At 47.4% G+C, this 25,667-nt stretch carries 31 protein-coding genes; 27 read left to right on the top strand and 4 right to left on the bottom strand.

Annotated elements, in window-relative coordinates:
• Positions 1-14 precede the first annotated feature (14 nt).
• Positions 15-563: a GerMN domain-containing protein gene (locus PMI05_RS10845; RefSeq protein WP_007721133.1), complete on the top strand. Its 549-nt coding sequence runs from the start codon at positions 15-17 to the stop codon at positions 561-563.
• A 544-nt stretch (positions 564-1,107) separates the two neighbouring features.
• Here PMI05_RS10845 and PMI05_RS10835 read toward each other — a convergent pair.
• Positions 1,108-1,308 carry a DUF378 domain-containing protein gene (locus PMI05_RS10835; protein WP_007721132.1) on the bottom strand — a complete coding sequence of 67 codons (201 nt, stop codon included), beginning with the start codon at positions 1,306-1,308 and terminating at the stop codon, positions 1,108-1,110.
• Between the two features lie 182 nt (positions 1,309-1,490).
• On the opposite strand from PMI05_RS10835, the gene PMI05_RS10830 reads away from it, so the two are divergent.
• The 4 genes from PMI05_RS10830 (at position 1,491) to pstB (PMI05_RS10815) (ending at position 5,141) form a co-directional block, all read left to right on the top strand.
• Positions 1,491-2,420: a phosphate ABC transporter substrate-binding protein PstS family protein gene (locus tag PMI05_RS10830; RefSeq protein WP_007721131.1), complete on the top strand. Its 930-nt coding sequence runs from the start codon at positions 1,491-1,493 to the stop codon at positions 2,418-2,420.
• 89 nt (positions 2,421-2,509) lie between these two features.
• Positions 2,510-3,457, top strand: a complete 948-nt coding sequence (gene pstC / locus PMI05_RS10825) for a phosphate ABC transporter permease subunit PstC (RefSeq protein WP_007721130.1) — start codon at positions 2,510-2,512, stop codon at positions 3,455-3,457.
• A complete protein-coding gene (gene pstA, locus PMI05_RS10820) occupies positions 3,458-4,348 on the top strand; it encodes a phosphate ABC transporter permease PstA (RefSeq protein WP_007721129.1) in 891 nt (296 codons plus the stop codon).
• 19 nt (positions 4,349-4,367) lie between these two features.
• Positions 4,368-5,141 (top strand): phosphate ABC transporter ATP-binding protein PstB, encoded by a 774-nt coding sequence (gene pstB, locus PMI05_RS10815; RefSeq protein ID WP_007721128.1) that lies wholly within the window; start codon positions 4,368-4,370, stop codon positions 5,139-5,141.
• Positions 5,142-5,197: 56 nt separating this feature from the next.
• Here the strand turns inward: pstB (PMI05_RS10815) and PMI05_RS10810 are convergent, their stop codons facing one another.
• The gene (locus PMI05_RS10810; RefSeq protein ID WP_238543281.1) at positions 5,198-7,147 is read right to left on the bottom strand and encodes a methyl-accepting chemotaxis protein; all 1,950 of its coding nucleotides are present in this window, start codon (positions 7,145-7,147) and stop codon (positions 5,198-5,200) included.
• Between the two features lie 330 nt (positions 7,148-7,477).
• Here PMI05_RS10810 and pstB (PMI05_RS10805) point away from each other — a divergent pair, with 330 nt between their 5' ends.
• Entirely contained in the window at positions 7,478-8,230 is a 753-nt protein-coding gene (gene pstB / locus PMI05_RS10805) for a phosphate ABC transporter ATP-binding protein PstB (RefSeq protein WP_007721123.1), read from the top strand.
• A 63-nt stretch (positions 8,231-8,293) separates the two neighbouring features.
• Here pstB (PMI05_RS10805) and PMI05_RS10800 read toward each other — a convergent pair whose 3' ends face one another.
• Positions 8,294-8,632 carry a helix-turn-helix domain-containing protein gene (locus tag PMI05_RS10800; protein ID WP_007721121.1) on the bottom strand — a complete coding sequence of 113 codons (339 nt, stop codon included), beginning with the start codon at positions 8,630-8,632 and terminating at the stop codon, positions 8,294-8,296.
• Between the two features lie 172 nt (positions 8,633-8,804).
• Here PMI05_RS10800 and PMI05_RS10795 point away from each other — a divergent pair, with 172 nt between their 5' ends.
• The 8 genes from PMI05_RS10795 to PMI05_RS10760 all read left to right on the top strand — a co-directional run bounded on the left by PMI05_RS10795 (position 8,805) and on the right by PMI05_RS10760 (position 15,348).
• A complete protein-coding gene (locus PMI05_RS10795) occupies positions 8,805-9,428 on the top strand; it encodes an ester cyclase (protein WP_007721119.1) in 624 nt (207 codons plus the stop codon).
• A 28-nt stretch (positions 9,429-9,456) separates the two neighbouring features.
• Positions 9,457-10,008 carry an NAD(P)H-dependent oxidoreductase gene (locus PMI05_RS10790; protein ID WP_007721117.1) on the top strand — a complete coding sequence of 184 codons (552 nt, stop codon included), beginning with the start codon at positions 9,457-9,459 and terminating at the stop codon, positions 10,006-10,008.
• A 35-nt stretch (positions 10,009-10,043) separates the two neighbouring features.
• Positions 10,044-10,757 (top strand): SDR family oxidoreductase, encoded by a 714-nt coding sequence (locus tag PMI05_RS10785; RefSeq protein ID WP_007721114.1) that lies wholly within the window; start codon positions 10,044-10,046, stop codon positions 10,755-10,757.
• A 106-nt stretch (positions 10,758-10,863) separates the two neighbouring features.
• Positions 10,864-12,156, top strand: a complete 1,293-nt coding sequence (locus tag PMI05_RS10780; RefSeq protein ID WP_007721112.1) for an arsenic transporter — start codon at positions 10,864-10,866, stop codon at positions 12,154-12,156.
• Positions 12,157-12,290: 134 nt separating this feature from the next.
• Positions 12,291-12,680 carry a hypothetical protein gene (locus PMI05_RS10775; protein WP_007721110.1) on the top strand — a complete coding sequence of 130 codons (390 nt, stop codon included), beginning with the start codon at positions 12,291-12,293 and terminating at the stop codon, positions 12,678-12,680.
• A 27-nt stretch (positions 12,681-12,707) separates the two neighbouring features.
• Positions 12,708-13,310, top strand: coding sequence for a gluconate 2-dehydrogenase subunit 3 family protein (locus PMI05_RS10770; protein ID WP_007721107.1), 603 nt, complete (start codon positions 12,708-12,710; stop codon positions 13,308-13,310).
• On the top strand, positions 13,297-14,916 hold the full coding sequence (locus PMI05_RS10765; protein ID WP_007721105.1) for a GMC family oxidoreductase: 1,620 nt from the start codon (positions 13,297-13,299) through the stop codon (positions 14,914-14,916). Before PMI05_RS10770 ends, PMI05_RS10765 begins: the two co-directional genes overlap by 14 nt.
• 96 nt (positions 14,917-15,012) lie before the next feature.
• On the top strand, positions 15,013-15,348 hold the full coding sequence (locus tag PMI05_RS10760; RefSeq protein WP_007721103.1) for a metalloregulator ArsR/SmtB family transcription factor: 336 nt from the start codon (positions 15,013-15,015) through the stop codon (positions 15,346-15,348).
• 21 nt (positions 15,349-15,369) lie between these two features.
• Here the strand turns inward: PMI05_RS10760 and PMI05_RS10755 are convergent, their stop codons facing one another.
• Positions 15,370-15,621, bottom strand: a complete 252-nt coding sequence (locus tag PMI05_RS10755; protein WP_007721101.1) for a glutaredoxin family protein — start codon at positions 15,619-15,621, stop codon at positions 15,370-15,372.
• Between the two features lie 170 nt (positions 15,622-15,791).
• Here PMI05_RS10755 and PMI05_RS10750 point away from each other — a divergent pair, with 170 nt between their 5' ends.
• The 13 genes from PMI05_RS10750 to sigB all read left to right on the top strand — a co-directional run bounded on the left by PMI05_RS10750 (position 15,792) and on the right by sigB (position 25,649).
• A complete protein-coding gene (locus PMI05_RS10750; protein ID WP_007721099.1) occupies positions 15,792-16,034 on the top strand; it encodes a gamma-type small acid-soluble spore protein in 243 nt (80 codons plus the stop codon).
• A gap of 154 nt (positions 16,035-16,188) precedes the next feature.
• Positions 16,189-16,575: a holo-ACP synthase gene (gene acpS, locus PMI05_RS10745; protein ID WP_007721097.1), complete on the top strand. Its 387-nt coding sequence runs from the start codon at positions 16,189-16,191 to the stop codon at positions 16,573-16,575.
• A 265-nt stretch (positions 16,576-16,840) separates the two neighbouring features.
• The gene (locus PMI05_RS10740) at positions 16,841-17,878 is read left to right on the top strand and encodes an outer membrane lipoprotein-sorting protein (protein WP_007721096.1); all 1,038 of its coding nucleotides are present in this window, start codon (positions 16,841-16,843) and stop codon (positions 17,876-17,878) included.
• A 729-nt stretch (positions 17,879-18,607) separates the two neighbouring features.
• Positions 18,608-19,690, top strand: coding sequence for a hypothetical protein (locus tag PMI05_RS10735; RefSeq protein WP_007721094.1), 1,083 nt, complete (start codon positions 18,608-18,610; stop codon positions 19,688-19,690).
• A gap of 184 nt (positions 19,691-19,874) precedes the next feature.
• Positions 19,875-20,315: a hypothetical protein gene (locus PMI05_RS10730; RefSeq protein WP_007721092.1), complete on the top strand. Its 441-nt coding sequence runs from the start codon at positions 19,875-19,877 to the stop codon at positions 20,313-20,315.
• 2 nt (positions 20,316-20,317) lie between these two features.
• Entirely contained in the window at positions 20,318-21,520 is a 1,203-nt protein-coding gene (gene alr / locus PMI05_RS10725; protein WP_007721090.1) for an alanine racemase, read from the top strand.
• Positions 21,521-21,749: 229 nt separating this feature from the next.
• Positions 21,750-22,049 (top strand): CopG family ribbon-helix-helix protein, encoded by a 300-nt coding sequence (locus PMI05_RS10720; RefSeq protein WP_007721089.1) that lies wholly within the window; start codon positions 21,750-21,752, stop codon positions 22,047-22,049.
• Between the two features lie 3 nt (positions 22,050-22,052).
• On the top strand, positions 22,053-22,403 hold the full coding sequence (locus PMI05_RS10715; RefSeq protein WP_005830205.1) for a type II toxin-antitoxin system PemK/MazF family toxin: 351 nt from the start codon (positions 22,053-22,055) through the stop codon (positions 22,401-22,403).
• Between the two features lie 292 nt (positions 22,404-22,695).
• A complete protein-coding gene (locus PMI05_RS10710; protein WP_228088576.1) occupies positions 22,696-23,040 on the top strand; it encodes an anti-sigma regulatory factor in 345 nt (114 codons plus the stop codon).
• Between the two features lie 5 nt (positions 23,041-23,045).
• Positions 23,046-24,047, top strand: a complete 1,002-nt coding sequence (locus tag PMI05_RS10705) for a PP2C family protein-serine/threonine phosphatase (protein ID WP_007721069.1) — start codon at positions 23,046-23,048, stop codon at positions 24,045-24,047.
• A gap of 24 nt (positions 24,048-24,071) precedes the next feature.
• On the top strand, positions 24,072-24,398 hold the full coding sequence (locus PMI05_RS10700) for an anti-sigma factor antagonist (protein ID WP_007721068.1): 327 nt from the start codon (positions 24,072-24,074) through the stop codon (positions 24,396-24,398).
• Positions 24,398-24,892, top strand: coding sequence for an anti-sigma B factor RsbW (gene rsbW, locus PMI05_RS10695; protein WP_007721067.1), 495 nt, complete (start codon positions 24,398-24,400; stop codon positions 24,890-24,892). The genes PMI05_RS10700 and rsbW overlap by 1 nt, the downstream gene beginning before the upstream one ends.
• On the top strand, positions 24,861-25,649 hold the full coding sequence (sigB, locus tag PMI05_RS10690; RefSeq protein WP_007721066.1) for an RNA polymerase sigma factor SigB: 789 nt from the start codon (positions 24,861-24,863) through the stop codon (positions 25,647-25,649). The genes rsbW and sigB overlap by 32 nt, the downstream gene beginning before the upstream one ends.
• Positions 25,650-25,667 lie beyond the last annotated feature (18 nt).

The following is a 25,667-nucleotide window of genomic DNA, read 5'->3' as shown; positions in this document are numbered from 1 at the left end:
GGGGGCTTTTCACGATGAAAAAAAGTCGAGTGATCTGGATGGCAGCGTTATTGATGCTGCTTTTGGCCGGATGTGGGCAAAACGCGACAGAAACACCACAGCCAACCACTCCAGTAGAACAGCCATCTGGTTCAAACACTGATCCATCGACAACAGAGCCGACTCTGAAAAAGCAAATGGTCACCGTTTACTATTCGGATAATAATGTGATGGAGCTGCAAAAAGAAGAGCAAGAGATCACGTTTGCAGAAGATATCGAGAAGTACAAAAAGACACTTGCCCTGCTGGAGACGCCTGTAAAGCCAGACGTGCACATTCCGCTGTGGAAAGACTTCAAGTACCATTCGATCACACTTGATAAAGGAACCCTGAAAATTGACGCAGATAGCAAGAATCAGTTCAATATGGGTTCAAGTGGCGAGACGATGGCTATGGATGCGTTGAAGAATACATTCTTTCAGTTCTCGGAAGTAAAGGAGATTGTCTTCTTGGAGGATGGCAAGAAAGTAGAAACGCTGATGGGGCACGTAGATCTCTCCGAGCCACTGAAACGAGACAATTAATCATCGCCATAAAAGCGGCACACCCTGTTAATCGGGATGTGCCGCTTTTTTTCGTGGAGAGAAGAATATTTCCAGTCTAGGCTCCAGGCTCCGTCCTGCTGGGGGTTGAGACTGTCCGCTCCGAAGCGATTAGCGGGGAAACGCAAAAGTGGTAGCCGCTTCGTCGAATGGGCACGTTGCGTTTCTTTTGCCCGCTAATCGCTTCTCCGCTCGGTAGGACTCCACAAGTCGCTACGTCTGGAAATATTCTTCTCTGTCGTGACTGAATACGTTCTTCATTCTTTTAAAGCCCGAATAGCACGATAGCTCGTAGAGGAAACAGGAGAAATAAGCGAAGATCTTTGGTACACCGACCGAGGCGTAATGAAAAAAAGCGAAACAAGCTTTTAGCGTCCACCTCTGAGACGCCTCTTGAATGGACCACTTTGGACGCGGGTTTCGCTTTTTTTCATGGAGACGGGCAGTGAATCCCTCAGCGGGTGGGACAAGAAGCTGAGCGTTTTCTCCTGTTTCCTCCCCGCCACTACAGCCGTACATCGTTTATTTATGTTGGTGTTTCTTCCCGATCCGTAAAAAGAAACTTGATAGCATACACCCCAAATAGGCCTACCAACGTATACACGATTCGACTTACGATAGACTCCGAACCACCAAACAAGCTTGCGACTAAATCAAATTGAAATAACCCGATTAATCCCCAGTTCAGGGCACCGATGATAACAAACAGCAAGGCCAGTCGATCCATATGGACACCCCCAGAAAAGAATAGGGACATTATTCCCATGTTTTCGGTTTTACAACAGGAATTTCTCCATCTTTAAGAAAGCTTTACATTCACAACATAATACGACAACATTCCCGCTGTATAGTTTGTACTTGTAAGAGAGAAAAAAACAAACCGAACCTTTTAAGGAGGATTTTCATCAAATGAAAAAACTCAGCAAAATGTTTATTGCGCTGACATGTGTAGGAGCATTACTCGCGGGGTGTGGAAGTGGCAACACTGCACAGACACCAGCACCGGCGCAAAAACCAGCCCAGGAGCAAAGCAACTCTGGTTCGACAACAAAAACTTCCGGTGAACCTGTAACAGCAGTGGGTTCAACCGCTTTACAGCCTCTGGTCGAGCAAGCGGCCAAAGACTTTATGGCAAAAAATGCAGGCGCACAAATCCAAGTACAAGGCGGAGGAAGCGGTACGGGCTTGAGCCAAGTAGCAAGCGGTGCAGCAACGATTGGTAACTCCGATATTTTTGCAGAAGAGAAAAAAGGCATTCCAGCAAACGAACTGGTAGACCATAAAGTAGCGGTTGTCGGTATGGCAGCAGCGGTAAGCCCACAAGTAAAAGTAGACAACTTGACCAAGCAACAATTGATCGACATCTTCACTGGTAAAATCACCAACTGGAAAGACGTTGGCGGTGAAGACATGAAGATCACGCTGGTTAACCGTCCGAAATCTTCCGGAACTCGCGCGACATTCAGCAAATTCGCGTTGGATGGTAAAGAAGAAGCAGAAGGTATCACAGAGGATTCCTCCGGTACTGTTCGCAAAATCATTGCAGAAACACCAGGTGCAATTGGCTACTTGGCACTGTCCTACTTCAATGACTCTGTAAAAGCTCTGAAATTGGATGGCGTGGAAGCAAACGCAGAAAACATTACATCGAACAAATATCCAGTATGGGCGTACGAGCATATGTACACCAAAGGTGAAGCAACTGGCGATGCAAAAGCGTTCCTCGACTTCATCCTGACTGACGAAGTACAAAAGAAAACTGTAACAGAATTGGGCTTCTTGCCAATCACAGATATGAAAGTGGAACGTGATGCAGAAGGCAAAGTAACACAAAAATAAGCGTTATCGTCAACAGCAAAATAGAGGGGTAGGGGGGCCTTCCCCTCATTTTGCTTGCGTACAGTCGTTTTCTTTCCAGGAGGGAGAACATGAGCCATCGTACTGAAGGGGTAAATACAGAGCGTCAATCGATGATTGCGCAAAAAATGCTGACAACGAACAAGCGTCAAAAGACAGAGAATATTACTGGCAAAACCATCGCGATGATTTGTGCGGGTTTGCTCGTTATTGTTGTTTTATCGATCACCTATTTCATTGCTTCAAAAGGGCTGTCGACGTTCTTCGTCGATGGAGTAAGCTTCAAAGAATTTTTAACCCATGACAAATGGGATCCAGAAGGTGAACCATCCGCGTATGGTGTCCTGCCTTTTATTCTTGGTTCGTTTTTCGTAACGGCACTGGCTGCTTTGATTGCCGCACCACTCGGAATCGGCGCCGCTATTTTTATGACAGAGATCTTTCCGGGCTTCGGGAAAAAAGTATTGAAGCCGGTTATCGAGCTGTTGGTTGGTATCCCATCGGTCGTTTACGGTTATGTTGGACTAACTTTGCTTGTTCCATTTATTCGGGAACAATTTGATGTTCTTGGCTTCAGCTTATTGGCAGGGGGACTTGTTCTTGCCCTGATGATTTTGCCTACCATTACAAGTGTGGCAGCAGATGCAATTGAGGCTGTTCCGCAAGATTTGCGCAACGCTTCGCTCGCGCTGGGTGCTACTCGCTGGCAAACCATTTGGAATGTCGTGTTGCATTCCGCGCTTCCTGGCTGTTTGACGGCCATTGTTTTGGGAATGTCTCGCGCTTTTGGAGAAGCTTTGGCTGTGCAAATGGTTATCGGTAACACAACGAAGCTGCCAGGCGGTTTGCTCGAACCGATCAGTACGCTCACTAGCGGTATTACATTGAACATGGGGAATACGATTCAGGGAACTCCGTATAACAACGCTCTCTGGTCAATGGCTTTGCTGCTCTTAGCGATGTCTTTCATCTTTATCGTGATTTTGCGCCTGTTGGGCAGAAAGAGGTTGGCGAAATAGATGAAAGCGAGACTGATGGACCGCGTTGCTACTGTTGTTTTGACACTGATAGCCGTACTGATTATCGGTACCTTGGTGGGACTATTGGGCTTCATTCTCTCACAAGGCTGGCATAAGCTGAATCTCGACTTTTTGACCTCTCCACCGGATATTGTCAATGCGGGGGGCGGGATTGGACCACAGCTTTTCAACTCGTTGTACTTGCTGGTCCTGACCATGCTGATCGCGTTGCCGCTCGGGATCGGAGCAGGCATTTATATGGCTGAATATGCGCCGGATAACAAGATTACACAGTTTATCCGCATGAGTATAGAAGTATTGTCTTCCCTTCCGTCTATCGTAGTTGGTTTGTTTGGATTGCTCGTGTTCGTAAATATGACTGGCTGGGGCTATACCCTGTTTGGTGGAGCACTTGCGCTGACGGTATTTAACCTGCCACTCTTGGTTCGTGTAACAGAGGATGCACTGCGCAACGTACCACGCAGTCAAAAGGAAGCGAGTCTCGCGCTTGGTATTACCAAATGGCGTACCATCGTGTCTGTCATCCTTCCAGCAGCACTCCCAGGTATCCTTACAGGTGCCATTCTGGCATCTGGCCGTGTATTTGGGGAAGCGGCTGCCTTGCTGTTTACAGCGGGGATGTCTTCACCGAATCTGGATTTCACCGACTTCTCATTGAATAGTACGACCTCACCGTTGAACCCGTTCCGTCCTGCCGAGACATTGGCCGTGCATATTTGGAAGGTAAACAGTGAGGGGCTGACACCGGATGCGCGTGATGTCGCAGATGGCGCATCTGCTGTTCTGATTATTGCCGTCTTGCTCTTTAACCTTTCCGCTCGTTGGTTCGGGAATTGGGTTTACAAAAAGATGACGTCAGGATCAAACTAAGAAGAGGTAGGTGGCAGCCATGTCCGTACTAACCATGCAAGAAACGATCATTCAGACGAATAACGTGAATGTATACTACGGAGAGAAGCACGCCGTAAAAAATATATCAATGGATATTGAACGCAACTCCGTGACGGCCTTTATCGGTCCGTCCGGATGCGGGAAATCGACGCTTCTACGGAGCTTGAACCGGATGAATGATCTGGTTCCTTCTTGTCGTGTAGAGGGTTCCATTATTGTAGATGGTATCGACATTAACAGTTCGCAGGTAAACATCGAGAGTCTGCGCCAAGTGGTAGGAATGGTGTTCCAACGTGCGAATCCATTTTTTAAATCGATCTATGAAAATATCGCATTTGCACCGCGTTTCCACGGGATGACCAGTAGACGTGATTTGGATGAATTGGTTGAGTCGAGCTTGCGAAAAGCAGCGCTTTGGGATGAGGTAAAAGATCGTCTTCGCGACTCTGCGCTCTCCCTTTCCGGTGGACAGCAGCAAAGGCTTTGTATCGCGCGTGCAATCGCGATGCAGCCGACCATTTTGCTGTTGGACGAACCGGCTTCCGCTCTCGATCCGATCTCTACCATGAAAATCGAAGAGCTGGTCATGCAGCTAAAAGATGAGTATACGATCGTGATCGTTACCCATAACCTTCATCAGGCAGCGCGAATTTCTGAGAAAACCGCCTTCTTCCTAATGGGTGAGCTGATCGAGATGGATGAGACAGGGAAAATCTTCACATCACCTGAGAACGAAAAAACCGAAGCGTATATTAGCGGACGATTTGGTTAATAGAAAAGAAAAGCCCTCCCGAGCACATGTGCTTGCGGGAGGGCTTTTTCTTATCATTATGAATGTCTTTGGAGAGAGGGATTGTCTTCCGCTCTGAAAAATTTGATCGCTTGCTCCAGATCCTCAACGATATCTGCCAAACGCAGGGAGTCATCGAGAAATTGCTCCGATAAGGATAGACTTTCTTGATTGGCGGCTACGGCTTGCTGCGTGCCTGATACTACTTGCTGTGCAGAGGCAGACAGATTGTCTACCCGCTGTGAAATGGCTTGGCTCTGTGTCGAGATTGTTCCTGTGAGCATTCTGATCGATTCAAATTGCGCAGTCAACGCTTCACTGAGCTCGATTGTATTGTGAAAGATAGAAGCGGCCTGGTGTAAGGTTTGAATGCCATTTACAGTAGCATGATCGGTCGTTTGCAAGCAGGTGGCTACGTGCTCCATTCGTTCTTCCCCTGATTCAATTACCTTTTGAATACGGGCCGATGCGTCTTCGGTCTGATCGGACAGCAAGCGAATTTCGTCTGCTACGACGCTGAAGCCGACTCCGGCTTGTCCTGCCCTGGAAGCCTCGATTCGGGCATTGAAGGACAAAAGCTTGGTTCGCTTGGAGATGGCGGAAATCAAACCGAGCATTTCGTTGATGTCGCTCATGCTTTCTCTCATGGAGGACATGGCATGCATAGAAGCCTTCATATCTTCTGAGATACTGTGCATATTTTCTTTTAGCAAGTCAATGGAGGTTGCTGCTTTGGCATTTTGCTGACGTGATTCCTGGCTCTGTACGATTGCTTTTTCCATGGAGTCTGTGATCCGAGACATTTCTTGTGTGATACCGGCCATCGTGGCGTGGATATCATCGATCTGCTCCTGCTGGTTGTCCATTTCTTGGGCAAGCCGCTCTGTTACGGATACGACTTCTGACTGCATGGCGTGAGAATGGCGGGAGCCTTTTCCCACATGATCGGCTACTTGTTTGACGTCTGAGATGACATACTGGATTTTACCGATGATCGTCCGGATTTGTTCACTCATTCGATTGAAGCTGTCAGCCAGCTGGCGAATTTCATCATTACTTTGTACATGCATGGTTTGCAGGAGATCGCCCTCGCTAAAGGCGGACATTTTTTGTTGTGCTTCCTTAATTGGCTTGATGATTCGACGTACGTACACATACAGCATTAGTGCGAGTGCAGCGAGTCCGACGAGTGAGACGGCCAAAATGGTTACCTGAAGGCGACGGACCTCTTTTTTTACCTCGGATACCGACTGTGCGACGATCACTCCCCATTTTAGGGAGGGGTCAAATTGATAGGCGGCAAAAGAGTCCACCCCATTGATCCTGCTCGGTTCGTAGCCAGATTGACCAGCGATGACGTTTTGCACGATCGCAAGCTCAGAGAGAAGGGGACGCTGCAACGCGTAGGATTGATCGGGATGAGCGACCAGTTTGCCTTGTTGATCAACGATCATGGCATATCCGGTTTCCCCCAGTTTAATCTGCCCGATGGATTCGCTCAACTTCGGGACAGAGACAAATGCCACGACGACGCCTACGGGCTCCTCGTCTTCATTGCGCAAAGGGAGTGAGACGGCGATCTTGGGAAATTCCGTCTCGGAAAACTGGAAGACATCTGAGACAAAAGGCCCCTGCTGTGATTGATTCAATGCGCCCTCATACCAGTCCATTTTTCGCGGATCGTAGGAACTGTCGAGGGGTGATCCCGGAAAGGTCAAATACCGTCCGTCTGTGGTGACGATCTGTAATTCGGAAATCGTAGGATTGCTGGCCGACATATCTGTAAAAATGCCAAAGATCTGACTGTTGGTGACCTTGCTGTTTTTATAAGTGGAAGCAAATGATTGCAAGGCGGTTACGATGTCATAGACCCTGCTATGTACTTTCTGTAGAGCTGCACCTGATGCCTCGTGTAATTGCTGCTTTGTTTTTTCATTAAGTGTGGCTTCGGATTGATAGCTGATGAAGAAAGCGGCGATTGCCATCATGCAGACTACCATCCCCATAATGCCTGCAAAAAGCCTGGTGAAAATTGAACGATAATGAAACGACGAGCGACCCCATAGTTTTCTTATGTCTGGCATTCATTGTTCTCCCCTTATTCGTCAAAACGTTCAGTTTTATTGTAGGGGGTACCTAGAGGGGCGTATATGCTTTACCGGCAAGATTTACCATAACTTAATGTAAGATGACCTATGTAAAAAGTCCTAAGACGAAATCTTTATCGAAACTTAATAAACTTCATACGTAAACCTAACATTGGTGCGCTATAGTGGGGAAGTAAAAGGACGTAACAACCACGAAGGAGCGAAGACCGTATGAGCGTTATTTCGGTGAGAGAGTTGAATCTCTTCTACGGTAATAAGCAAGCCCTCTATAATATAAATTTGGATGTAGATTCTGACTCCATTACAGCCTTAATCGGTCCGTCAGGCTGCGGTAAGTCTACATTTTTACGGACGTTGAATCGAATGAACGATTCTGTACCGAACACCAAAATTACGGGAACGGTAAAAGTGTTTGATGAGGATATTTATAGTAATCGCGTAGAAGTTGAACGACTTCGCAAAAATATCGGCATGGTGTTTCAGCATCCGAATCCTTTTCCGAAGAGCATCTATGACAACATCACGTACGGGCCGAGACTCCATGGCATGAACGATCGTAACAAGCTGGACGAGTTGGTAGAGACAAGCCTCAAGGCAGCGGCGCTTTGGGATGAAGTGAAGGATGTATTGAAAAAGCCTGCAACAGGGCTTTCCGGTGGACAGCAGCAACGCCTCTGTATCGCACGGGCACTCGCTGTTCAGCCACAGATCATTTTGATGGATGAGCCAACCTCAGCCTTAGACCCGATTTCTACAGCCAAAATCGAAGAGCTGTTGGAAGAGCTGAAGAACCGTTATACGATTGTAATCGTGACGCACAACATGCAGCAGGCAGCACGTATTTCCGATAAGACTGCGTTTTTCTTGAATGGAGAGCTAGTCGAGTTTGACAGTACTCCGTCGATCTTCCAAAATCCTCGTGACAAAAGAACAGAGGATTACATTACAGGACGTTTCGGATAATTCAATAGGCATGATGGTAGAAGAGCGGACTTTCGAGGTCCGCTCTTTTTGATTTTAAAACGTTTATAAATGTAACCCGAATCTCTTTAACTCAATAAAAATACCTTCCAATCGTTTCCCTTTCTCCGTTAACGTATATTCCACGCGCGGAGGGACTTCCGGAAACACCTTCCTTTCCAATATGCCGTGCTCCTCCAATTCCTTCAGTCTGAGCGACAGTGTTTTTGGACTAATCCCATCCATGGATTTCAGCAGGTCGCTGAAACGCAGCGTTCCTTCGATAAGCAGGTCCCGAATGATTAAAAAGGTCCATTTTGTCCCTATTACGTCAAGCGTTTTGGCAATGGGGCAAGGTTGGCCTGGGGTTCCTTTGTTCAGTTCGATTGGCTCAAGAACGTTCATCGGAATATCCTCCAAAAAAATTTTTTAGGGTTTTTGGCTATTATAGCGCAATAGTATCTTTTCGGAAACTATATGAATTAAATATCACTACTTCCATAAATGAAGTTAGTGTCATTACAATATCAATGTAAACCGATCCTTCCACTCTAGATAAGGAGCTGAATAGAACAACATGATTCCACGTACCAAAACAATTAGTTCGATAGCTGGTATTGCTGTCATCTTCGGGACGATGCTGTTCGCAACAGCATGCGCTACTGATTCGAAAACGTCTGCTTATGATCATCAAACTGCTGAGTTGTCCTCTAAGGCAGACATTCAACTATTAAAGGATCTTCCTCAACCCGTTTCAATGACGATTGACTCCTCATTGAACGGAACGAAAGCTATCGAAATGGTACAAGCTGCTCAACGTTTCTACGGATTCTGGAACACTGGGAATGAGGATCTTATTGCACAAACCGTTTCTCCAAGTTTCATAGATAACACGTTGCCGAAAGGAAGACCTCAAGGCCCCGATGGCTTGTTATTCGCTTCTCGCAACTTCCGTAAAGCAGTTCCCGACTTGCAATGCAAAATTGAGGATTTATTGGTAGTGGGGGATAAGGTGACAGCTCGTCTTTCCTTTACGGGTACGAGCAAAGGCGAGTTTATGGGAAAACCTTTGGCCGGGAAGCCTATTCAATTTATGGCGATCGATGTTTTACGCATCAAGGATGGGAAGCTTGTTGAAGACTGGCACCTGGAAGACAATTTAACTTTTATGCAACAAATTGGCGTCGTAGCGGAAAATTGAAAGTCCTAACGTAAAGGGGATGTAAAAGATGAAAAAAATCCTTATCATCAATGGTCACCAAAAATATGGCTCATCAGAGGGGAAACTGAACCAAACGTTGATGGATCATATGGTGAGTCTGCTCGAGAAAGAGAACCATGTAAGATCTACCATTATTCAAAATGGATACAAAGTGGAAGAAGAGCACCAGAAATTTCTCTGGGCAGATATGATCATTTATCAAACTCCCATCTACTGGTTCAGTGTTCCTGGGTTAATGAAAACATATATGGATGAAGTATATGCGTATGGCTTGTTTTTCAAGGGGGCTAATCAATACGGAAGAGGCGGTTTATTCACCGACAAAAAATATATGTTCTCGACGACTTGGAATGCTCCAGAAAAAGCATTTAACGATCCAACCCAATTTTTTAAAGGAGAAAGCCTAGAGGATGCAATCAGTCATTTGCACCGCGTACAGGAATTTTTAGGGATGCAACCTGTAAAGAGCTTTGCTTGCTATGATGTCATCAAAAATCCGAAGATCGATCAATTTGTATCCGAACTCGAGGCGCATCTCAAACAAGTATTGAGTTTCTAAATCAAAATCTCAAAGTAAAGGGGAGAGATCCTATCATGTTGCACAATCAAAAGATAATAATCATCGGCGGAAGCTCTGGAATTGGTTTGGAGACAGCCAAACAGGCAATAATGCTTGGAGCAGAAGTAATCATTGCAAGCCGCTCCGAAGATAAATTGCAGAAGGCAAAAGAGAGTCTAGGCTCCAAAGCTTCGGCGTATACGCTGGATACCACCGATGAGCAGCAAGTTCAGGCCTTTTTTGAAAAAGTAGGCACGTTTGATCATCTGGTTGTCAGTGCTGCGGAAACATCTGGCGGTTCATTCCTTCAAACGGATACAGCCCAAGCGCGGAAGTTGTTCGAAAACAAATTTTGGGGTCAATACTACGCGGCGAAGTACGCAGCTCCGAAGATTTCAACAAACGGTTCCATCACCTTATTCTCCGGGGTCGTCGCCTACAAATCGATGATTGGTTCGTCTGCGCTTGGCGCAGTCAATGCGGCGGTTTCGAATCTGGGGCAAACCCTCGCCATGGAACTGGCACCAATCCGAGTGAATATCGTTTCACCTGGCATAATTGATACGCCATCACGCAGCAAAATGCCTGAAGACGTGCGCGAAAATTTCTATGCAACATTGGCAGACAAGCTCCCTGTGAAGCGAGTTGGACAAGCGAAAGATGTTGCACAAAGCGTACTATACCTGCTCCAAAATAGTTTTGTAACCGGAACTGTACTTCATGTAGAAGGTGGCCACATCTTACTTTAAAGGATTCCATTACCGGACGTTTCGGATCATTTCAATTTGTAGTATGGTAGGAGAGCGGACTTTTCGAGGTCCGTTCTTTTTGGTTTTTGGAAAGGAGATACTTGCAGTGGTTTGGATTTCATTCTTCCTTTTTCTGATCACGTTGACATTGGTCATCTGGCAACCGCGGGGGCTGTCGATTGGTTATCCGGCTGTCGGTGGAGCACTGTTGGCCTTGGCGATCGGGGTCGTCACGATCGGTGATGTCGCAGAGGTAACCTCTATTGTTTGGAATGCGACGCTAGCGTTAATCGGGATTATTATCATCTCGCTCGTATTGGACGAAATCGGTTTTTTTGAATGGGCTGCGCTCCATATGGCTCGATTTGCCAAAGGAAATGGGCGGCTTATGTTCGTTTATGTCATCCTGCTTGGTTCACTTGTATCCGCCTTGTTTACGAATGATGGGGCAGCCTTGATCTTGACACCGATTGTGTTGGCACAGATGCGGGCATTAAAGCTGGATGCGAAAACGGTTTTGGCATTTGTCATGGCGAGCGGGTTCATTGCAGATACGAGTTCTTTGCCCTTTGTGATTAGCAATCTGGTGAATATTGTTACCGCTGACTATTTTGATATTGGCTTTGCTGCGTATGCGGCCAAAATGATCATTCCGACTTTGTTTTCGATTGGTGGAAGTCTGCTGGTTTTGTACCTATATTTTCGCAAAAGCATCCCGGTGCAGGTTGACCTTTCCCATCTGAAAAGTCCGAAGGAAGCGATTCGCGACCATAGAATGTTTCGTCTGGCATGGCCGATTCTTGCGGTCTTGTTGATTGGTTTTTTTATTAGCGAGTCCATCCATACGCCCGTTTCTATCATCATTGCGGGGGCAGCCATCATTTTTTGCCTGGCTGCAAGAAAAAGTGAAGCGATCGCCATGCGGCGGATTATGAAAGAAGCGCCGTGGGTAGTCGTTGTTTTTTCGATTGGCATGTATGTCGTGGTGTGGGGGCTACACAACGCGAGATTGACTGACTTGGTCAAGGACACCTTGGATTGGTTCATGGCGCATGGTTTATTGGCAACGACCTTGGGAACAGGCTTTCTCGCTGCTGTTCTTTCCTCTGTGATGAACAACCTTCCGACAGTCATGTTCAACGCGTTGGCAATTGCAGGGACACAGGCAGACGGAGTGTTGCGGGAAGCAATGATCTACGCGAATGTGATTGGGAGCGATTTGGGGCCGAAAATGACCCCGATTGGATCACTGGCGACTTTGCTCTGGTTGCATGTTTTGGGACGCAAAGACGTGACAATTACGTGGGGACAGTACTTTCGGACGGGGGTTATTTTGACCGTACCGACATTGATGGTAACCTTGTTTGGATTGTATTTGACGTTGGTTTATTTTTCATAGGGAATGAAAAGCCTGCTGGTAATAGTCAGCAGGCTTTTTCTATTCATCATGCTGCTTGCAGTGAAATAGGTAGAATAGGACCTGACAAGGACGGAAAAAATAGGCGCAACCTACGTAAAAAGGAGGATGTTTCCATGTGGCATGGCTGGCCGATCGAACGCGTACTCATTCTTTTTGCTGGATTGGCGTTTGCCCTGATTGCGGTTCAGGTAACACTTTTTCACTCCAGACAAAACTTCCGACATTGGGCAATGTGGATTCCTGTGCTTGAGCTCCCTGTATTTGCGGTTACTGCTATTGTTTTATCGTTTGTGAATGCGGGTTGGCTGCGTTGGGTGTTTGCCTTGATGATGGTGGTTGGCATGGTTGGTGGTTTGTACGGAGCTTATTTGCATACGGTCGGGGTTGGGCAGCGTGTGGGAGGTTATTCACAAGGTCAAAATTTTCTCGTCGGTCCTCCTGTGATTCTTCCTTTACTGATCACGGCAATGTCAGCATTAGGGCTTCTTGCGCTGTTTTGGTAAAAAGCGTTTTCGAAGGGGTGAGAGGATATGGAGAAGCCTGGACGTTACCCATCCTATGATGTTTGGGACCAGCATACAGAGTGGGATGCTCACACCAGGAAAGTAGTAGGGGCCAGAAAAATGCCCGCGATCGCCAATCAATTTTTTACGAAGCCTGAATCCTTGCTCTTGCAGACAGTCGTAGGCGTATTGGTCCATGATCACCGTTTGGAGGTGCTGACCTTTGTGGTTGAGCATCTGGATAATACAACGGCTAGCAATATCGGTGAGTCGCAACGAAAGGTCGGAGTTCCACCCAAAAAAGAGCTCTACCGCTCGGGCTTGAAAGGGATTGATGCGGAGAGTCATGCGGCTTATGGAACTGACTTCGTTGCGTTGAAGCTAGACCAGCAGGAAGCGGTTCTTCAGCAGGTGGCGAATGGGGGCATCAAAAACCAAGATGTGTGGACAGACTTGGTTCCCGCAGATTTTTTCAAGCGGCTACTGCATGATACTGTCAGTGCGTACTATTCACATCCGTTGGTCTGGTCGGATATCGGCTACGGTGGACCAGCTTATCCGCGTGGCTATGTTCGGGTGGAAAAAGGATTGACGGACCCATGGGAGGCGAAAGCAAATGACGAGTCATGACCATCATACGATTACTCATCGCCCCACTCCTGTGGATCAAAGAAAATACGCCGATGACGCAGATGTATGTATCGTAGGCGCTGGAGCGGCAGGGGGCGTGCTGGCTTATGAGCTGGCAAAGGCTGGGTTGCGCGTAGTCGTACTGGAAGCAGGGCCGTTTTGGGACCCGCAACACGATTTTGCCAGTGATGAGCTGTCGATGCGGAGATTGGCCTGGCAGGAAACGAGGCTGGTAGCAGGCAATGACCCGCTGCGTTTGGGACATAACAACTCAGGACGGGGAATTGGGGGAGGCACCGTGCATTTTACGGGGGTGTTCCTGCGTTTCCACGAAAGTGATTTTAGGACAAAGACCGTAGACGGCGTAGGGGAAGACTGGCCAATTACGTATCAGGATCTTGCCCCGTATTACGACAAGATTGAACGTGAGATTGCGGTCTCAGGTCCGAATCATTTTCCGTGGGGTTCCTTTCAAGGCCCGTATCCGTACCCGGTTCGGGAGCCAATCAGTGCCAATGCCCAACTGTTCCGGGAAGGATGCGAGAAGCTGGGGATCGAGAGTGTGGTTGCCCCTCTGGCGATTTTATCGGGTCCTTTTGATGGACGTCCCCCCTGTATCAATCGTGGCTTTTGTAATCAAGGGTGCATGCCGAATGCCAAGTACAGCGGGTTGATTCATCATATCCCCAAAGCGATAGCGGAGGGGGCAGAGGTGCTGTCCGACTGCATGGTGACGGAAATTTTGATAGCTGGTGACCGGGTCAGCGGTGTGTTGTTCAACCATAATGGTTTGACCCACAGGCAAATGGCTCGTGTGGTTATTTTGGCCGGGTTTGTGGTGGAGACTCCCAGATTGCTACTCAGTTCGGCGAATGCACAGTTTCCGCAAGGGCTGGCAAATTCGAGTGGATGGGTAGGAAAAGCAATTATGCCCCACTCCAGTCATGATGTATATGGACGACTACCGGATGAAGTGCGATTGTATAAAGGAACACCTGTCCTTGCTTTGACCCAGCATTTTTATGAGACGGACCGGGAACGAGGATTTGCCCGCGGATATACGCTGAGTGCACACGGGTCACGTCCGGTCGGGATGGCGGCTGCTATTGCTGCCGAGAGGGAAGACGGCTCGTATTTATGGGGAAAACAGCTTCGAGAGACCATGCTGGATTACAATATGTACGCGCGGATCACCTTGGTCGGGGAAGTACTGCCTCATCCTGATAACAGAGTGACGCTCTCTGGGGAAAAAGATGAATACGGAATGCCGATCCCTACGGTAACGTTCAGTTATCAGGAGAACGACAAACAGCTTTACAAGCATGCCATTGGGCAAATGAACCGGATTGTAGAAGCGATGGGGGGGCAGCCGGAGCATGTGGTGTCTGATACCGCTCATCTCATGGGGGGATGCCGAATGGGGAATGACAGGGAAAGCTCTGTTGTGAATGAATATGGGCAGTCACATGACATACCCAATCTTTTCATAGCGGGTGCTTCTACGTTCGTTACCTCGAGTGGCAGCAACCCGACAAATACAGTCATGGCGCTGGCTGCGCGCACTGCGGACAAGATCATTGAGGCGATGAAAAAGCAAGATGTATAAGCAGGATTCACATAACTTTTGCGTTCTATCTTCCCCATCATATAAGCCATATAGTATACTGATAAACAGATATGTAAGGCAAAGGTGGGTATCCTTATGGAAATGGATTTGATGCAGGTTCTGTTTTTGTCAGAGACTTATAAGCTACTTGGTGACAAGACGCGCTTGACGATCATGGCTCTCCTGCAAGTACAGTCCTTATGTGTCCGTGATCTCGTGGAAATTTTGCAAACTTCCCAGCCTTCTGTTTCTCAGCACTTGGCTAAGCTAAAAACTCATGGTTTGGTCAAAGAGCGCCGGAAGGGACCATGGGTTTATTACTCCGTCAATGCGGAATGCAGTCCTGAAGTGAAGCAAATTTTGTCTAACTTGCCGGACATGTCGCCAGTCGTCAAACAAAAATCAGTTACAAGTGAACCTTCATTTGGCTGATCAGTCGTAAAAAGCGTTGGATCAATTGAGATCCAACGCTTTTTTTAGTTCTTCCTTGTCAAATCCATGGATGACAATTTGCTCGCCGTTTTCCTTTTCAATGTAGGTTACAGGTGTCATGCTGGCGCCTAATTGAATGGCTTCCTGAAAATAAGCCTCGTTTTGACGGATGTCTCTGTCTTCGAAAGCAATGTTGTTTGAAGTCAGCCACATTTTTTCTTCCTGACAAGGACCGCAAGTGACTTGGGTATAGATAATAACCTTGTGAGCCATACAGAATCGCTCCTTTCAAAAGCAGAGTAGAAGCCTTACTCTTTCCAATATGAATGATCGGTCGCGACAAAGCAAGTAAGCAACAGCATGATTTGGAAAAATGAGGATGGATACATACATAGGGGGCTGTACAAATTATATTCAGTGACGTCGAGGAGGTGAATGTAACGATGCCTAAACAAAACAGAGGTATGGGCCAAGCGAACCAAGCTAGCCAAGCAGCAAACACTGCGACTGAATTCGCAAGTGAAACAAACGCAGCAGAGGTTCGTAGTCAGAACCAACAATCCGCACAACGCGCTGCTTCCCAAGGCGCTGCGACTGAGTTCGCGAGTGAGACAAATGTTGCGGAAGTTCGCCGTCAAAACCAACAATCGGCTGCACAACAATCTTCTGGCCAAGCTACTGAGTAGGAGCCAGCGGACAAAAGCCCTCGCAATTTGCGGGGGTTTTCTTATTTTTACGTAAAGTCTATGTGTGGAATGTGTTTCTATCCTCGCACTTGCAAAAGCGTGGAAGTGGATGATACTGTGATTCGTAAATCAGCCCACTAGGAGGCAATTGCTCATGATCATTGGAACAGGCGTAGACATTGTGGAAATAGAGCGAATCGCTACTTTGATAAAAAGACAAGAACGTGCGATCAAACACTTTTTGACCACAGATGAACAACAGCTCCTGCATGGAAAGGCAGAGACGAGACAGGCGGAAATGGTTGCAGGCAGATTTGCTGCCAAGGAAGCGGGAGCAAAGGCTCTTGGTACAGGAATTGGTGCTGTACTCAGCTTTTTGGATATGGAAATCCTCCCGAATGATTCGGGCAAGCCGATCATGACTATAAAGCACGAGGTGTACAGCAAACTCAATCTGGACCCTGCTCGCGTTCATATTCATGTGAGTATTTCGCATAGCCAGACACACGCGATTGCACAAGTAATTGTAGAAGAACGATAGAGGTTTGAACAACCTCGATAAACTTGTCTGCATATTGGGACGAGGATGGACATACATTTATATCGCGTAGATCAGGAGGGACTACCTGCTCTTACACAGGAAGGCTAAGTCTGTAGCCGATCCAAGCGATATATCGCCAACTTCGTATCCATTCGCAACCATTGACACGATATGCGCTGCATGGGCGAGAGACTGACAGATTTCCCAGGAAATAGACAGGGATGCCCTTCTTTGTCGAAAATATTGACAAGGAGGAGTTCATTGAATGAAACGGGTAGCTTTACCACTGGTGTTATTGTTGGTTTTCACCCTGTTCCTCGGCGGTTGTTTCGGTCAGAAAACACCAGAAGATGTGGTGAGCGACCTGAACGGTACGCTGGGAAAAATGACTGGGTACAAGTCTCAGGCTGTTTTGACCATGCAGACAGGCTCTACCCCCATGGAGTACGATGTTCAGGTCTGGTATGAAAAGCCAACCAACTATCGGGTAGCTCTCACCTCGAAGCAGCGTGGCATTACACAAATCATCTTGCGAAACAATGAAGGAGTCTTTGTACTGACCCCGCATCTGAACAAGAGCTTCCGCTTCCAAAGTGGCTGGCCTGAGAACAACGGACCGTTGTATCTATACGAAACGCTGGCCAAGAGCATTATCGATGACACTGAGCGCCAAATGAAGATGGATGAAAAACAGTATGTATTCGAAGTGAAAGCGAACTACAGCGGCAATCGTTCTTTGACCAAGCAAAAAATTTGGCTGACAGAAGATTTCAAACCGACGCACGCTGAAATTATGGACGCTAGCATGAATCCGCTTGTACGGATTGATTTCACTGATTTTTCGTTCAACCCTATGTTTGACAAAGACGCCTTTGACAAAGAGCGCAACATGACAACAAGCTCGTTGACAACGATCCCAACAATGGCGCCAGCAAATGGACAGGTCGTAAAACAGCCGAACAGCCAATTCGGTGTCATCGTCCCTACGTATATGCCAGAAGGGGTTAAGCAAGGTGATATTGAGCCAGTTACCCGTGATGGGGAGAGAAAAGTCATCTTGACCTACAAAGGAGCCTACAACTACAAGGTAATCGAAGGACGCCCGACAGCAGCATCTGTGTCGTATGAGCAAGGTATGCCTGTGAACCTCGGCTTTACGGTTGGTGTGCTTGCGCAGACAGGTGAAAATCAGCGACTTCTGACATGGGAGCTCGACGGCATTGAATATACAATCGCGGGGGATCTTCCTGAGGAAGAAATGGTGAATGTCGCGCAGTCGACATATGGCCTTAGCGCGAAATAAAAACGTGGGAGAGGGGACGGTGAATGCCGTCCTCTTTTGCTGTCTTCTGAGAAAGTGGCTGCGGTGGAGGGGAAGAAGCGCATTTCCAGTCTACGCTTCGGCCTACGCCCCGCAAGGGGTTAGACTGTCCGCTCCGGATTGAATGTCGGGAGCGCTTCAAACGTAGAAGTTTCGATGAAGTAGTTCATAAGTGAAGCTGAAATTCCCCGACATTCAATCCTTCGCTGAGGTGGGCTCCAGAGGCGCTTGGACTGGAAATGCACTTCTTCCCAAGCAGCTTTGTCCCACTATATAAGAAAAATACCCCCCTGTTGATACTCAAAGAATGAACTTCCTAAGTTTTTAAAGAAGCGATGAATCAAAAAAGCTGGCGAAAAGAAAAAGCACAGGGCTCGTAGACCTTGACAACGCCTACCCAGTCGGAACTCCAAAAAGGGGACCACGCTTGTCGAACACTTCTTCCCTGAGAAACGTCCGCCCGTAGGGTGGCTTTGGATCGACGGTCCCCTTTTTGGAGTGGAGACGGCCAGTGGATTCCCCCGCTGGCGTGTCAGAGTCGAAGAGAACTGTGCTTTTTCTTTTCCTCCACTATGTTGACATAGTTTTCTACGATTTTCCCTCAAGTTTTCCTTTTTTCTCAAACGGGAATCTAAAAATACCCATGTACACTTGGTCTTGTACCAAAGAGCAAGCACACTACACGAGCAAAGACGAAAGGGTTGAGTGTATATGTTTAGCAAAGCGAAAATGGGAATGCTGATGGGAACGATGGCAGTAGTTCTGAGTCTGGGTAGCATAGGCGGAGCAATGGCAGCCGATTCAGCAAAGCCAACTTCATTGAATAAACCGACAGAAGTAAAATTCAAAACAGGCAAGATGGGCCACCACGGTGGAGTGGGCTTCAAAGAAAATACAGAGCTGCTCTCGCTGTTGAAGCTCGATGCTGACAAGCTGAAAGAAGAGCTTGCGGCAGGGAAAACACTTGCAGCGATTGCACAAGCCCAAGGAGTTGACACGGCTGATGTCGTGGCACTTCTGGTTGAACAGCAAGAGGCCAAACTGAAGGAAGCAGTAACAGCAGGCAAACTGACGCAGGAGCGGGCAGATAAGCTGTCTGAAAATCTGAGCGATCGCGTAAAAGAACAGGTAGAAAACACGAAACCGGATAAAGGCTTCGGCAAAGGAGGCTTCATCGGTGGCTTCGAGAAAAACGAAGAACTGCTGTCCCTCTTGAAGCTGGACGCCGATAAACTCCAAGAAGAGCTGAAAGCGGACAAATCGCTGGCTGCAATTGCAGAAGCTCAAGGCGTATCTGTGGATGATCTGGTGGCTCTTTTGGTAAAACAACAGGAAACCAAGCTGAAAGAAGCGGTAGCGGCAGGCAAGCTCACTCAGGAGCAAGCCGACAAGATGAATGAAAAAGCGAGTGAACGAGTAAAAGAAATGGTGCAAAACACGCATCACGGACGTGGACCGGGTAAAGGAATGGGCATCGAGAAAAATGAAGAACTGCTGTCCCTCCTCAAGCTGGATGCAGACAAGCTGAAGGAAGAGCAAAAAGCAGGGAAATCGTTGGCGACCATCGCCAAGGAGCAAGGCGTAGAAGTGGATGACGTCATCGAGCTGTTGGTAGGTCAGCATGAAGCCAAGCTGAAAGAAGCAGTAGAGGCAGGCAAGCTCACACAGGAGCAAGCAGACAAGCGCAGCGAGGAATTGGCAGCAATGGTGCAAAAGATGGTGGATGGCAGCTTTGAAAAAGTCGTTTTCCCAAGACATGAAAAAGGGGAAAAAGACCAGGAGGAAACCATGTAGAAAAGTCAGCAGGTGGGAGCTAATCCCATCTGCTTTTCTATTTTCTCGGGATTGGTCGATGAGGGCCGATTTGTACATAAAAACCAACGTGCGAATGAGATGAAAGGACAATCCGCGAATTGACACACAGCGGGAAAACACGATACATTCAGAGTAACTTATTGAATGAGGTGGCATGCTTTACATGAAGAAACCGTCTAACGAAGTTTTGTACGAGGAAGCATCGACCTACAAAGACATGCTCCTGCGAAAAAGCTGGAAAATGCGCATTAACGAGACTGTCATGTTTGTGCTGGGGATGATGATTCTCGCTCAATTTTTCCCGACCAATGACACGAGATTCAAAGTGCTTGTTTTCGCCATTGCCATTGCTGTTGTTGGATTGTCTCCGTTTATGTACAAATCGGTATTACGTCCGGTGTACAAGCTGACCAAGACCCACCTGATTATATCCATGTCAGGGCAGGAAAAGAGCTACCCGCTGTCTGAAGTCGAGCAAATTTATGAAGGCCGTCATTTTTATCGTGTAGGCGGCAAAAAGGAATCACTGATGGTTTCCAGGCAATTTCTCAGTCATTTAAATGAACGCTTGTTTTACTATAAAAAAGGGAACAAGAGGAGATAGGAATGAAATCGTTTTGTCGTGACACTTGGGTAGAGGTTGATTTGGATGCCATCCGGGCGAACCTCGAGACATTCAAACACCATTTGCCAGAAAAAACGGGTATTATGGCTGTTGTGAAAGCAGACGGGTATGGTCATGGTGCTGTCCATGTCGGAAAAGAAGCGTTGGCGAGCGGTGCAGATTCACTTGCAGTCGCTTTGCTCGATGAAGCGCTTATTTTGCGGAGGGCAGGGATCACTGCGCCGATTTTAGTGTTGGGATACACACCTGTCGAATCCATTGTCACTGCAAGCGAGCTGGAAGTGGAGTTAACCGCTTACAGCGTCGAATGGATCACGGAAGCGAACGACATTCTTCAGAAAAACGATCACAAGCCTGTCGGGATTCATGTGAAGACCGATACAGGAATGGGACGTTTGGGCGTTCGGACAACGGAAGATTTGCTTGCGGTTGTAGCTGCCCTTGAAGAATGCTCTAAGCTTAAGTGGACAGGCATTTTTACGCATTTTGCCTGCGCGGATGAACCAGATACAACCCATGTGCGACGACAACACGACTTGTTTCAATCCTTTTTGCAAGCACTGCGTGAAGCAAATAAAACATTGCCGACTGTTCATTGCTGCAATACGGCTGCGGCTATCGCATTTCCCGATTGGGGGTATGATACGATTCGTTTAGGCATAGGTTTATACGGATTGTATCCTTCTGTGTACATGAAAGAACGTGCGGATGTCATTCTTGCCCCCGCCCTGGCGCTCAAGACCAGAATTGCCCACGTAAAGAAGGCAGATGAGCCATTCACGGTCAGCTATGGTGCTACGTATGCAGCAAAGCCTGACGAGTGGATTGCAACGCTGCCGATCGGATACGCAGATGGCTATTCTCGCCTTTTGTCCAATCGTGGTGAGGTGTTGTACAATGGATCGCGCTACCTGATTGCAGGCAGAGTTTGCATGGACCAAATCATGGTCAGCCTGAATTCGACAGAAGCAGCGGTCAATGATGAGGTCGTCTTATATGGCAAGCAGGGGGACGAGGAAATCTCCTTGGATGAAATTGCCGAATTGCTGGGAACAATCAATTATGAGGTTCCTTGTATGCTGAATTACCGAATTCCGCGCCTCTATTTGCGCGACCAGAAAGTAACTGACGTATTCCACCCATTGACGATGAAGCACTCGTCCCGTGAAAATGTAAATAACTAGCAAGGAAAATCAGCAGGAATTTTCCCGTGGAACACGAATACTAGTTAAGCGAAAAAGCTGGCTTTTTTGGGTAAACGAAGTCTTCACCTGCACCTTTGGATTGTTTACACTCACGTTTTCTCACCGGAAAAGCGACAGTAGGTATATTTTTGCAATGGATTCGACATAATGGTATTGTTCATACTGGCTGTTCTTTCTAGAACCAGCATAGCGGATGGAAGTTACGGTCATGGTTGGAGGTGGATTTGTCTTGTCGAAGTCAAACACGAAACGCATCATGATCAGCTTGCCACAACACTTGCTTCAGGAAGTGGATGGCGTTATTCAAAAGGAAAAATCCAATCGCAGCGAGTTTATTCGTCAAGCGATGCATTTGTATTTGAAAGAGCGAAAAAAACGCACAATCCGTGAGACCATGCAAAAAGGGTACATGGAGATGGCGAAGATCAATCTGAATATGGCATCGGAGGCTTTTGGCGCTGAAGAAGAGGCTGACCATACTCTTGTCCGCTTAGTTAGCGGGGTGTGACTGGTGATTGTCAAACGTGGCGATGTGTTTTTCGCGGACCTGTCCCCGGTCGTTGGCTCTGAGCAAGGAGGCGTACGGCCTGTTTTAGTCATTCAAAACGACATTGGAAATCGATTTAGTCCGACGGTCATCGTCGCAGCCATTACGGCGCAGATTCAAAAGGCGAAGCTGCCTACGCATGTGGAAATTGACGCAAAAACTTATGGATTTGATCGTGACTCCGTTATTCTATTGGAACAAATACGAACCATTGACAAACAACGTCTAACTGATAAAATTACGCATCTCGATGACGAGATGATGGATCGGGTTAATGAATCCTTGCAAATCAGTTTAGGACTCATTGATTTTTAACGTGTGAAAAAAGATCAGACTAATTGATAGGAAAAGCCACTTGAGTGAAGCAAGTGGTTTTTTGCTGTCAAATTTGCAGGGATTTTATAGGTGCACAGCGAACTGTTCGAAAAGAGAATATAAGACAAAATGTGACACAATATGATTTATTTTTCGAGGTAGAGAAAAAACTCATTTCTACCTACCAAGCGAGGCGGAAGGGGTTTTTTTGGTTGTGGCAGACTATTCTCCTGAGACAATCAATATAGAACAAGAATCAGACATCGTGACGGCGCGGCAAGTGGGGCGAAATATGTCGAAGTTATTTGGCTTTGGCACGATCACGCAGTCCCGCATCGCCACGTCAATCTCTGAATTGGCTCGCAATATTTATTTGTATGCGGGTACGGGGACGATCACCATTTCGCCGATTGAGCGCGAAGGAGTGATCGGCTTGCAAATAACAGCGAATGACAGCGGTCCAGGGATTCCTGATATTCGCCAGGCGTTAGATGATGGCTATTCGACTTCGGGTGCCCTCGGGGCCGGATTGCCGGGTGTCAGGCGCATGATGGATGAATTTGAGATCCATAGTACCCTGGGAGAAGGGACGCGTGTCGTTGTTGTGAAGTGGAGCGATCAAGCAAAGGAGGAATGAGATAAATGGTAACCCGGAGCTTCCAGGAAGAGTATGTAAAAATTCTTCGGGATTACCTGAGTGCTCAAGGGGAGGACCAGCTTTACGGAGCCCAGCAGTTGGGCAAATGGATGCTTTCTCAAGATATTTCGCCAGAAGAAATAACTGATTTGCATGCGCAAGCGCTTGAGCAGCTCGGGGAAGTGCCAGAGTTTGTGCGCTCCTCCTTTTCCATTTTGACAGAGGTCATGATTGAATATGGGAACGAGCACCGATCCGTAAACAGCTGGCGCAATAGGCATCAGCAGATGGAATCGGAAATAGCCGTGGCGAAAGCGATGCAGCAATCACTTTTGCCACGTGAGGTTCCAGTCTATCCAGAACTGGAGATTGGCGTAGTGAGTATTGCCGCGAAACAAATCTCAGGCGACTATTATGACTTCATTGAACAAACCGAAGGTCGTTTCGGCGTCGCCATAGCAGACATTACCGGCAAAGGAATGCCTGCTGCGATGTGTATGTCGATGGTGAAATATGCGATAGACAGCCTTGGACAAATGGAGCTGGGTCCCGATGAAATGCTGCACCATTTAAACCGGATCGTGGGAAGAAATATTGATCCGAGCATGTTTGTGACGATGATGTTTGGCAGTTACGACTTGAAGGAACACTGTTTCCGTTATGCCATGGCAGGACACGAGCCAGGATTTTTGTACAGGTCGGCGGAAGGAAAGTTTTACGATCTCGAAGGGCGAGGGAATGCACTCGGTTTATGTCCGAACAGTGAATACGAGGTTCAGGAGATTCGTTTAGAAATAAATGATGTTCTGATTCTTCTGACGGATGGTGTAACAGAATGCAAAAATAACCGATATTATTTGCAAAGGGAAGAGCTTGTACACCATTTGCAAAAAGAGGTTGGCGAATCTGCCCAAAAGATGGCAAACGGCCTGTACAATAGACTGCTTCTGCTCTCCCAGTTTAACCTGCTGGATGATTACACCATGATTGTACTTCGAAGAACCTAAGCAACGTACGGGGGGTAGACGCAGATGGACCTGCTAATTAAGACAACGAGCCTTGAAACTGAGCACCGAGTGGTTCTTGGTGGAGATATTGATGCTTTTACAGCACCGAAAGTTAAGGAAACACTCATGTCACTCGTCAACAAACCTGATATCAATCACATAACGGTTGATTTGGAAGCAGTAGAATACATGGACAGTACCGGAATTGGAATTTTCATCGGGATTATGAAAGAGTGCATCCAGCGAAATCGTACATTTGGGGTGCACAAATTGTCTCCGCGTGTGGAAAGGCTATTTCGCATTACTGGCTTATACGATCATATTGCCATCCGCAAAGGAGAGAGCGAGTAATGGGTCCAAATCGACCTCAGGCAGACGTGATTCAATTGACTTTGCCAAGCAAGGCGGAGTATTTGGGAGTAGCGCGTCTGACTGTATCCGGTATAGCCAACCGTATGGGCTTTTCTTATGAAGATATTGAGGATATCAAGCTTGCCGTCGGAGAAGCATGCACGAATGTAGTAAGACACGCATACAAGGAAACAGAGAATCCTGGCTCCATTCATATCCAATGCCACGTTTATGAAGATCGATTGGTGATCGAGGTAAGCGATCAGGGCGTTGGATTTTCAAATGAGCTCATTGCTGAGCAACTGACGCCGATTTATGCAGGGAAAAGCATAGAGGATTTGGATGAGGGCGGGCTCGGGCTCTATCTCATTCACACGCTTATGGATGAGGTGGAGACTCGCTCTGAATCAGGGGTAGTAGTCTCCATGACCAAGTATGTTCGGCAGGATGGGGTGGCTGGCAATGACTGGACAATCTCGGAAGCAGAAATATAGTCCAGAGGAGTTGAAGGAGCTCATCCACCTGTATGGTGAAACAAAAGATCCTGCGATACAGGAACAATTGGTGAGGGCCTATACTCCTCTTGTGGAATCGTTAGCGAAGAAGTTTGTTCGCGGACAAGTCATGTATGAAGACCTCGTGCAAGTCGGATTAATCGGCCTGCTTGCTTCCTTTCGTCGGTTCGACCCTAGCTTTGAGCGGACATTTGAGAGCTTTGCGATCCCGACCATTGTTGGGGAGATTAAGCGCTATATTCGGGACAAGACATGGAGTGTCTATGTTCCGCGAAGAGTAAAGGAACTGAGCCCGAAGATCAAACGGGTGGTCGACGAGCTCACGATCAAGCTGCAGCGATCTCCCCAAATTGCGGACATTGCCAACAGCCTCGGCGTTACAGAAGAAGCGATTCTGGAAACCTTGGAGATGGGGCGTAGCTATCATTCTCTCTCTATGGACAGCGAGCTGGAAGCGGATTTGGATGGCAACACGATTTCTTTACTCGACCTAGTGGGGACGACGGAAGAAGGGTACGGAGCAGTTGAGCAGAATCTGATGCTGGAGCGGGCCCTGCAAATTTTGGATCACCGTGAAAAAGAAATCATACAATTAACTTTTTATCAAAATTTGAGTCAGAAGCAAGCTGGGGACATCATGGGGATGTCGCAGATGCATATATCCCGCCTTCAGCGCAGGGCGTTGGGCAAGCTGAGAGAAGCATTGAAAGTGGAACAGCTGGAAACCGCGACGTAGAGGGGCCAAGTGGCTCCT

It is taken from the genome of Brevibacillus sp. BC25, assembly GCF_000282075.1.
In the GTDB taxonomy this organism is placed as follows: Bacteria; Bacillota; Bacilli; order Brevibacillales; family Brevibacillaceae; genus Brevibacillus.
The sequence above is the reverse complement of the archived record's forward strand: the minus strand, read 5'-3'. Positions and strand labels throughout refer to the sequence as shown.

Excerpts from the sequence above, each read along its gene's own strand:
- PMI05_RS10845 (WP_007721133.1), top strand. The coding sequence starts at position 15 with ATGAAAAAAAGTCGAGTGATCTGGATGGCAGCGTTATTGATGCTGCTT.
- PMI05_RS10835 (WP_007721132.1), bottom strand. The coding sequence starts at position 1,308 with ATGGATCGACTGGCCTTGCTGTTTGTTATCATCGGTGCCCTGAACTGG.
- PMI05_RS10830 (WP_007721131.1), top strand. The coding sequence starts at position 1,491 with ATGAAAAAACTCAGCAAAATGTTTATTGCGCTGACATGTGTAGGAGCA.
- pstC (WP_007721130.1), top strand. The coding sequence starts at position 2,510 with ATGAGCCATCGTACTGAAGGGGTAAATACAGAGCGTCAATCGATGATT.
- pstA (WP_007721129.1), top strand. The coding sequence starts at position 3,458 with ATGAAAGCGAGACTGATGGACCGCGTTGCTACTGTTGTTTTGACACTG.
- pstB (WP_007721128.1), top strand. The coding sequence starts at position 4,368 with ATGTCCGTACTAACCATGCAAGAAACGATCATTCAGACGAATAACGTG.
- PMI05_RS10810 (WP_238543281.1), bottom strand. The coding sequence starts at position 7,147 with ATGATGGCAATCGCCGCTTTCTTCATCAGCTATCAATCCGAAGCCACA.
- pstB (WP_007721123.1), top strand. The coding sequence starts at position 7,478 with ATGAGCGTTATTTCGGTGAGAGAGTTGAATCTCTTCTACGGTAATAAG.
- PMI05_RS10800 (WP_007721121.1), bottom strand. The coding sequence starts at position 8,632 with ATGAACGTTCTTGAGCCAATCGAACTGAACAAAGGAACCCCAGGCCAA.
- PMI05_RS10795 (WP_007721119.1), top strand. The coding sequence starts at position 8,805 with ATGATTCCACGTACCAAAACAATTAGTTCGATAGCTGGTATTGCTGTC.
- PMI05_RS10790 (WP_007721117.1), top strand. The coding sequence starts at position 9,457 with ATGAAAAAAATCCTTATCATCAATGGTCACCAAAAATATGGCTCATCA.
- PMI05_RS10785 (WP_007721114.1), top strand. The coding sequence starts at position 10,044 with ATGTTGCACAATCAAAAGATAATAATCATCGGCGGAAGCTCTGGAATT.
- PMI05_RS10775 (WP_007721110.1), top strand. The coding sequence starts at position 12,291 with ATGTGGCATGGCTGGCCGATCGAACGCGTACTCATTCTTTTTGCTGGA.
- PMI05_RS10770 (WP_007721107.1), top strand. The coding sequence starts at position 12,708 with ATGGAGAAGCCTGGACGTTACCCATCCTATGATGTTTGGGACCAGCAT.
- PMI05_RS10765 (WP_007721105.1), top strand. The coding sequence starts at position 13,297 with ATGACGAGTCATGACCATCATACGATTACTCATCGCCCCACTCCTGTG.
- PMI05_RS10760 (WP_007721103.1), top strand. The coding sequence starts at position 15,013 with ATGGAAATGGATTTGATGCAGGTTCTGTTTTTGTCAGAGACTTATAAG.
- PMI05_RS10755 (WP_007721101.1), bottom strand. The coding sequence starts at position 15,621 with ATGGCTCACAAGGTTATTATCTATACCCAAGTCACTTGCGGTCCTTGT.
- PMI05_RS10750 (WP_007721099.1), top strand. The coding sequence starts at position 15,792 with ATGCCTAAACAAAACAGAGGTATGGGCCAAGCGAACCAAGCTAGCCAA.
- acpS (WP_007721097.1), top strand. The coding sequence starts at position 16,189 with ATGATCATTGGAACAGGCGTAGACATTGTGGAAATAGAGCGAATCGCT.
- PMI05_RS10740 (WP_007721096.1), top strand. The coding sequence starts at position 16,841 with ATGAAACGGGTAGCTTTACCACTGGTGTTATTGTTGGTTTTCACCCTG.
- PMI05_RS10735 (WP_007721094.1), top strand. The coding sequence starts at position 18,608 with ATGTTTAGCAAAGCGAAAATGGGAATGCTGATGGGAACGATGGCAGTA.
- PMI05_RS10730 (WP_007721092.1), top strand. The coding sequence starts at position 19,875 with ATGAAGAAACCGTCTAACGAAGTTTTGTACGAGGAAGCATCGACCTAC.
- alr (WP_007721090.1), top strand. The coding sequence starts at position 20,318 with ATGAAATCGTTTTGTCGTGACACTTGGGTAGAGGTTGATTTGGATGCC.
- PMI05_RS10720 (WP_007721089.1), top strand. The coding sequence starts at position 21,750 with ATGGTTGGAGGTGGATTTGTCTTGTCGAAGTCAAACACGAAACGCATC.
- PMI05_RS10710 (WP_228088576.1), top strand. The coding sequence starts at position 22,696 with ATGTCGAAGTTATTTGGCTTTGGCACGATCACGCAGTCCCGCATCGCC.
- PMI05_RS10705 (WP_007721069.1), top strand. The coding sequence starts at position 23,046 with ATGGTAACCCGGAGCTTCCAGGAAGAGTATGTAAAAATTCTTCGGGAT.
- PMI05_RS10700 (WP_007721068.1), top strand. The coding sequence starts at position 24,072 with ATGGACCTGCTAATTAAGACAACGAGCCTTGAAACTGAGCACCGAGTG.
- rsbW (WP_007721067.1), top strand. The coding sequence starts at position 24,398 with ATGGGTCCAAATCGACCTCAGGCAGACGTGATTCAATTGACTTTGCCA.
- sigB (WP_007721066.1), top strand. The coding sequence starts at position 24,861 with ATGACTGGACAATCTCGGAAGCAGAAATATAGTCCAGAGGAGTTGAAG.